Below are 6,425 nucleotides of genomic sequence, written 5' to 3'. Positions count from 1 at the left end.
CGCCGGGCCCTTCCACATGCCCTGCCGTCCCGGCGACGGCCCTTCCACCCCGGCCTCCCCCTCACGAGCCGAACCACCACCCGGTTCACGAGCCGATCAACGGAACGGATTCACGAACGGAGCACAACTCCCCCACAGGGAAGGGTTGCATTCCGCAGGTCAGGGGTATGACGGCTACGACCGTTCGAGCAGGCCGGCCGTGTGGGAGGGACCCCGACATGCTGTTGGAAGCGCTCAGCGCCGCGATCCTCGGGCTGGCCCTGGCGTGGGCAGCCGCCCACCGCCTGCCGCACCGCCTCCCGGCGCGCGCCCTCGTCCTCCCGACGGGTGTCGCGGGCGCGCTCTTCGGGGCGTTCGTCACGCACAGCGCGCTGGGCGCCGGGAACCTGCTGCCGATCCTGCTGGGCTCGGCGGTCGTCTCCGCGGCCTCGCTGTCGCTCCTGCTGCGCCCGGCGGGGAGACTGCGCGGCCGGTCGGCGACCGCCTGACCGGCCGCCGGCCACCGCCACGACTCCACCGGACATCCGGCCGATGACCCTCGCCGGTCGTCGCCGGACCGAAACAGGCCGGACGGAGTCAGGCCGGACAAGGCCGTACGGAGTCAGGCCGGACAAGACCGGACCAGGTCAGATCAGGCCGCCAACCCCAGCGCGGCCATCCGCTTGGTGTGCGCCTCGGTGATCCGGGAGAACATCCGGCCCACCTCCGCCAGGTCGAAGCCGTCCGCGACCCCGCCCACCAGCATCGTCGACAGGGCGTCCCGGTCGGCGACCACCCGCTGGGACTGCGACAGGGCCTCGCCCATCAGCCGCCGCGCCCACAGCGCCAGCCGGCCGCCCACCCGCGGGTCGGCGTCGATCGCCGCGCGCACCTTCTCCACGGCGAAACCGGCGTGCCCCGTGTCGTCCAGCACCGCCAGCACCAGTTCCCGGGTGTCGGTGTCGAGGCGGGCCGCGACCTCCCGGTAGAAGTCACTGGCGATCGAGTCACCGACGTACGCCTTGACGAGTCCCTCCAGCCAGTCCGAGGGCGCCGTCTGCTTGTGGAAGCTCTCGTAGGCGGTGACGAACGGGGCCATCGCCTCCGTCGGCTCCTCACCGATCTCGGCGAGCCGGCCGCGCAACCGCTCGAAGTGGTGGAACTCCGCCGAGGCCATCTTGGCCAGCTCCGCCTTGTCCGACAGGGTCGGCGCCAGCTTGGCGTCGTCCGCGAGGCGCTCGAACGCCGCCAGTTCGCCGTACGCGAGCGCTCCGAGCAGGTCCACGACGGCGGCGCGGTAGTGCGGGTCGGCGGCTGCCGCCGACCAGTCCAGGTCCGCGACCGCGGTACGTTCGGCGGGGGCTTCCTCGGTGGCTTCTGCGGGGGCGTCGGCGGCGGTGCCAGGCTTGTCAGAGCTCGTCATGCAGCGCACAATAGCTCGCCCGCCGACGCCCGTAAGGGCCTGGTCAGTCAGTGTGATGACGACTACGTGACCAAATCGGCCATCGCGTGTGCGCGAATCCGGGGTATGGTGGTAATGCGCCTGCCGAGTGTGTGACGTACGAGTACGTGTCGTATGGCTACGTGACGTGTTCGTCGGGCCGCACGCATGAGGATGCCCGGTCGGTGGCCCGATCGGCTCCGCCCGACAGCCCTCCCGGCCGTACGCCACTGTGTACGGCAGCCCGGAGGGGGACCCTCAGCGGTTCGAGCGCTAGAGCGTCGGCAGAGGTCCCGTGTCTACGGCTCGCCCGTAAGGCAGCCGACGTCCCCGGCACGGTCCTGACACGACCCCCGCGCTCGCCTCGCACCGCGCACACAGAAGAGGCAGCACCCTGACTACGACGTTTCGTTCCCTCGGAATCCTTCCCGAGACCGCCGAGGCCCTGGAGGCCGTCGGCATCATCACCCCCTTCCCCATCCAGGAGCTGACGCTCCCCGTGGCCCTCTCGGGCACGGACATCATCGGCCAGGCCAAGACCGGCACCGGCAAGACGCTGGGCTTCGGCCTCCCGCTCCTGGAGCGCGTCACCGTCCCCGCCGACGTGGAGGCCGGCCGCGCCGCTCCCGAGGCCCTGACCGACGCCCCGCAGGCCCTCGTCGTCGTCCCGACGCGCGAGCTGTGCCAGCAGGTCACCAACGACCTCCTGACCGCCGGCAAGGTGCGCAACGTGCGCGTCACCGCGATCTACGGCGGCCGGGCCTACGAGCCCCAGGTCGAGGCCCTGAAGAAGGGCGTCGACGTGATCGTCGGCACCCCGGGCCGGCTCCTCGACCTCGCGGGCCAGAAGAAGCTGAGCCTCAAGCACGTCAAGTGCCTGGTCCTCGACGAGGCCGACGAGATGCTCGACCTGGGCTTCCTGCCCGACGTCGAGAAGATCATCAACCTGCTCCCGGCCAAGCGCCAGACCATGCTGTTCTCGGCCACCATGCCGGGCGCGGTCATCGGACTGGCCCGCCGTTACATGTCGCAGCCCACGCACATCCGCGCCACCGCGCCGGACGACGAGGGCCAGACGGTGGCCAACACCAAGCAGTTCATCTACCGCGCGCACAACATGGACAAGCCCGAGATGGTCGCGCGCATACTGCAGGCCGAGGGCCGTGGGCTGGTCATGGTCTTCTGCCGCACCAAGCGCACCGCGGCCGACCTGGCCGACCAGCTCCAGCAGCGCGGTTTCGCCTCCGGCGCGGTCCACGGCGACCTGGGCCAGGGCGCCCGGGAGCAGGCGCTGCGTGCCTTCCGCAACGGCAAGGTGGACGTGCTCGTCTGCACCGATGTCGCCGCCCGCGGCATCGACGTCGAGGGCGTGACGCACGTCATCAACTACCAGTCGCCGGAAGAGGAGAAGACGTACCTGCACCGCATCGGCCGCACCGGCCGCGCGGGCGCCAAGGGTACGGCGATCACCCTGGTCGACTGGGACGACATCCCCCGCTGGCAGCTGATCAACAAGGCGCTGGACCTGGGCTTCAACGACCCGCCGGAGACCTACTCCACCTCCCCCCACCTCTACTCCGACCTCGGCATCCCCGAGGGCACCAAGGGCGTCCTGCCGCGCGCGGCCCGTACGCGCGCCGGGCTGGCGGCCGAGGAGCTCGAGGACCTGGGCGAGCCCGGCGGCCGGGGCGGCCGTGACCGCGGTCGCGGCGGCCGGGGCGGCCGGGACGAGTCCCGTTCCGCCGACCGGGACCGTGACCGCGAGCGCTCGGCGCGTACGCCGCGCCGCCGTCGCCGTACCCGTGGCGGTACGCCGCTGGACGCGGCGGCCTCCCCGGCCACCGAGGCGGCCCCGGCCGTGACCGGCGGCGGTGCGCCGGAGGACGGCGACGCCGTCCCGCGCGTACTGCGCCGGCGCCGCCGCACCCGCGGCGGAGCCCAGACCCGTCAGCCGCTGCCCGCGACGACGCAGTCCGGCCCCTCCGACACGGAGACCGTGGCGACCGCGAAGTCCGCGGACACCGCTCTGGCCACGGCTGAAGGCACGGCCGTCACGACCACCGACGCCGCTACGGCGGTGGCGGCACCGACCGTCACCGAGGCACCGGAAGTCCCGGCGGCCCTGGAAGCCCCGGAAACCCCCGCCGAGAAGCCGCGCCGCCGTCGCACCCGCAAGTCGGCGGAGACCGCCGTGACGGCGGAGGCCCCGGCGGAGACCGCGCCGGTGATCGCCGAGGCCGCCCCGGTCACCGAGGCCGCCCCGGTCGAGGAGGCCCCGGCCGCCAAGCCGCGCCGCCGTACCCGTAAGACCGCGGCTGCCGCCGAGACGGCGGTCGAGACCGCCGAGGGCGCCACGGCCACCGAGACCAAGCCGCGCCGCACCCGCAAGACCGCGGCAAAGGCCACCGAAACCGCACCGGCACCGGCACCGGCACCGGCACCGACCACCGAGGACGCGGAGCCCGAGGCCAAGCCGAAGACCCGCCGCACCCGCAAGACCGCGGCAGCCACGGCCCCCGCCGAAACGGCCGAAGCGGCAACCGAAGGCACCGAGGCCAAGCCCAAGGCCCGCCGTACCCGTAAGACCACGGCGGCCACCACGGCCACGGCCACCGCCGGCATCCCGGCCCAGGCCGCACCGGAAACCGAAGCCGGAGCCGAAGCCGAGGTCAAGCCCCGCCGCACCCGCAAGACCGCGGCGAAGGCCACCACCCCGGCCACCGAGCCCGCGGTCGACACGGCCGAGGGCGCCACGGCCACCGAGACCAAGCCGCGCCGCACCCGCAAGACCGCGGCAAAGGCCACCGAAACCGCACCGGCACCGGCACCGACCACCGAGGACGCGGAGCCCGAGGCCAAGCCGAAGACCCGCCGCACCCGCAAGACCGCGGCAGCCACGGCCCCCGCCGAAACGGCCGAAGCGGCGGCCGAAACCACGGAGGCCGAGACCAAGCCCAAGGCCCGCCGCACAACCCGCAAGACCACGGCGGCCACCACGGCCACGGCCACGGCCACCGCCGGCATCCCGGCCCAGGCCGCACCGGAAACCGAAGCCGGAGCCGAAGCCGAGGCCAAGCCCCGCCGCACCCGCAAGACCGCGGCGAAGGCCACCACCCCGGCCGAGGACGCGGAGCCCAAGCCCAAGACGCGCCGCACCCGCAAGACCGCGGCGGCGGCCACGGCCCCGCAGCCCGCGGAGTCCGCGGAGAGCTGATTGATCTCCACACCCCGTCGGCCCGGTACCGCCCCGCGCGGTGCCGGGCCGACGGCGTCACCCCCGCCCCGGCTGCCCGCGACACCCTCGATACCCTCGCCCCGTGAGCAGGAACGCCGCCTTCGCCCCGTCCCCCGGCGCCCGCACGTACCGGCTGCGGACAGCGCGCGGCGAGTTCGCCGCCGTCGACTCGCCCGTGGCCGAAGGAGCCGAGCCGCGCGGCGTCGTGCTGATGCTGCCCGGCTTCACCGGCAGCAAGGAGGACTTCACCCTGCTGCACGAGCCGCTGGCCGCACGCGGGTACCGCACGGTGGCCGTGGACGGGCGGGGACAGTACGAGTCCGACGGCCCCCGGCACGACGAGTCCGCGTACGCCCAGCGGGAACTCGCGCGGGACGTGCTCGCCCAGGCAGCCGCCCTCGGCACCCGGGTGCATCTGCTCGGCCACTCCCTCGGCGGCCAGATCGCCCGCGCGGCCGTCCTCCTCGACCACACCCCTTTCCGCTCCCTGACCCTGATGTCCTCGGGCCCGGCGCAGATCTCGGCACCCCAGCGGCAGCGCGTGAAACTGCTGCGGGACGCGCTCGCCGCGCTGACGATGGCGGAGGTCTGGGAGACGATGCAGGCGATGGGGCCGCCCGAGGAGGTCGGCGGGCCCGTCCGCGGCCCGGTCGACGAGGAGCGGCTACGGCTCCGCTGGCTGGGCACGGCCCCCGCGCAACTCCTGGCCGGAGGACGGCAGTTGTGCACCGAGCCGGACCGCGTCGCGGAACTCTCGGCCGTGCCGTTGCCGTTCCACGTGCTCTCCGGGGAACGCGACGACACCTGGCCGGTGCCGCTCCTGGACGACATGGCCGTACGGCTGGACGCGCACCGGACCGTGATCGCCGGCGCCGAGCACTCCCCCAACGCGGATCAGCCGCTGCCCACCGCCACGGCCCTCGCCGACTTCTGGGACCACACCACGGCCCGGTGAACACACCGCACCCGCCACCCCACGCGAACCGCCGGGATCACCCACCCCACCCCCGCCCCCCGCCACCCGCCATCGGAAAGCTGTCCAGGCGCAACGCGCTCGGCGGGGGCAGCGCCGCGCGGGCCGGGTGGGCGCGGAACGCCTCCAGGAAGTAGGCCACCAGCCGCCGGGACGCCGCGGCGTCGTCGGGCAGCGCGGCGACCATGCCGCAGTGCGCCAGCAGGGCCACCCCGAGGTCGGAGGGGTGAAAGTCGGGCCGCAGCGCGCCCGCCTCCTGCGCCCTGCGGATCAGGGCCATGAGCTGCCGCTCGGCCTCCGCGTATTCCCGCACCCGCTCCCGCGAGCGGTCGGGGAAGGCCGCTGCGAACGCCGCGGGAAACCCCCGTTCCTCCCGCTGCAACCGGCAGACCGTCTCGACCAGCCGCCGGAATCCGTGCCAGGGATCCGGGTCGGCCGCGGCCTCCGCGAGGACCCGGCGACAGGCGTTCAGCTGGTCCTCGAAGGCCGCGTGCACCAGGTCGTTCCGGGTCGGGAAGCGCCGGTAGAGCGTGGCGACGCCGACGCCGGCCCGTCGGGCCACGGTGGCCATCGGCGCGTCGATGCCGTGCTCGGCGAACACCTCACGGGCGGCCACCAGAATCCGCCGCCGATTGCGCCGCGCGTCCACCCGCAGCCCGCCCGCCTCCCCGAACCGAGAAGCTTCGGCCCCCACTGTCTCTCACCTCCGCGACAAGTGGACGATGCCGTCCACTTGCCACCCTACGCTCGACCCCAGCCCCCCCCACCCCCGCATCCCCCCCCCCATATCTCCGCAG

Annotated in this window: 5 protein-coding genes; 3 read left to right on the top strand and 2 right to left on the bottom strand. The window is 74.1% G+C overall.

The annotated features are described in order from the left end of the window. Positions 1-218: 218 nt before the first annotated feature. Positions 219-488: a hypothetical protein gene (locus tag J7I94_RS37225; RefSeq protein ID WP_215174697.1), complete on the top strand. Its 270-nt coding sequence runs from the start codon at positions 219-221 to the stop codon at positions 486-488. 143 nt (positions 489-631) lie between these two features. Here J7I94_RS37225 and J7I94_RS37220 read toward each other — a convergent pair whose 3' ends face one another. Next, a complete protein-coding gene (locus J7I94_RS37220) occupies positions 632-1,402 on the bottom strand; it encodes a ferritin-like fold-containing protein (protein WP_215174696.1) in 771 nt (256 codons plus the stop codon). A 517-nt stretch (positions 1,403-1,919) separates the two neighbouring features. On the opposite strand from J7I94_RS37220, the gene J7I94_RS37215 reads away from it, so the two are divergent. Then, the gene (locus J7I94_RS37215; protein WP_308114853.1) at positions 1,920-4,634 is read left to right on the top strand and encodes a DEAD/DEAH box helicase; all 2,715 of its coding nucleotides are present in this window, start codon (positions 1,920-1,922) and stop codon (positions 4,632-4,634) included. A gap of 103 nt (positions 4,635-4,737) precedes the next feature. Further along, the gene (locus J7I94_RS37210; protein WP_215174695.1) at positions 4,738-5,610 is read left to right on the top strand and encodes an alpha/beta fold hydrolase; all 873 of its coding nucleotides are present in this window, start codon (positions 4,738-4,740) and stop codon (positions 5,608-5,610) included. A 37-nt stretch (positions 5,611-5,647) separates the two neighbouring features. Here the strand turns inward: J7I94_RS37210 and J7I94_RS37205 are convergent, their stop codons facing one another. Continuing rightward, the gene (locus J7I94_RS37205) at positions 5,648-6,322 is read right to left on the bottom strand and encodes a helix-turn-helix domain-containing protein (protein WP_308114852.1); all 675 of its coding nucleotides are present in this window, start codon (positions 6,320-6,322) and stop codon (positions 5,648-5,650) included. Positions 6,323-6,425 lie beyond the last annotated feature (103 nt).

Origin of the sequence: Streptomyces sp. ISL-12, assembly GCF_018614415.1 — a bacterium.
Lineage (GTDB): Bacteria > Actinomycetota > Actinomycetes > Streptomycetales > Streptomycetaceae > Streptomyces.
The sequence above is the reverse complement of the archived record's forward strand: the minus strand, read 5'-3'. Positions and strand labels throughout refer to the sequence as shown.

Bases quoted from the DNA above. Each gene is read 5' to 3' on its own strand.
- J7I94_RS37225 (WP_215174697.1), top strand. From the start codon at position 219: ATGCTGTTGGAAGCGCTCAGCGCCGCGATCCTCGGGCTGGCCCTGGCG.
- J7I94_RS37220 (WP_215174696.1), bottom strand. From the start codon at position 1,402: ATGACGAGCTCTGACAAGCCTGGCACCGCCGCCGACGCCCCCGCAGAA.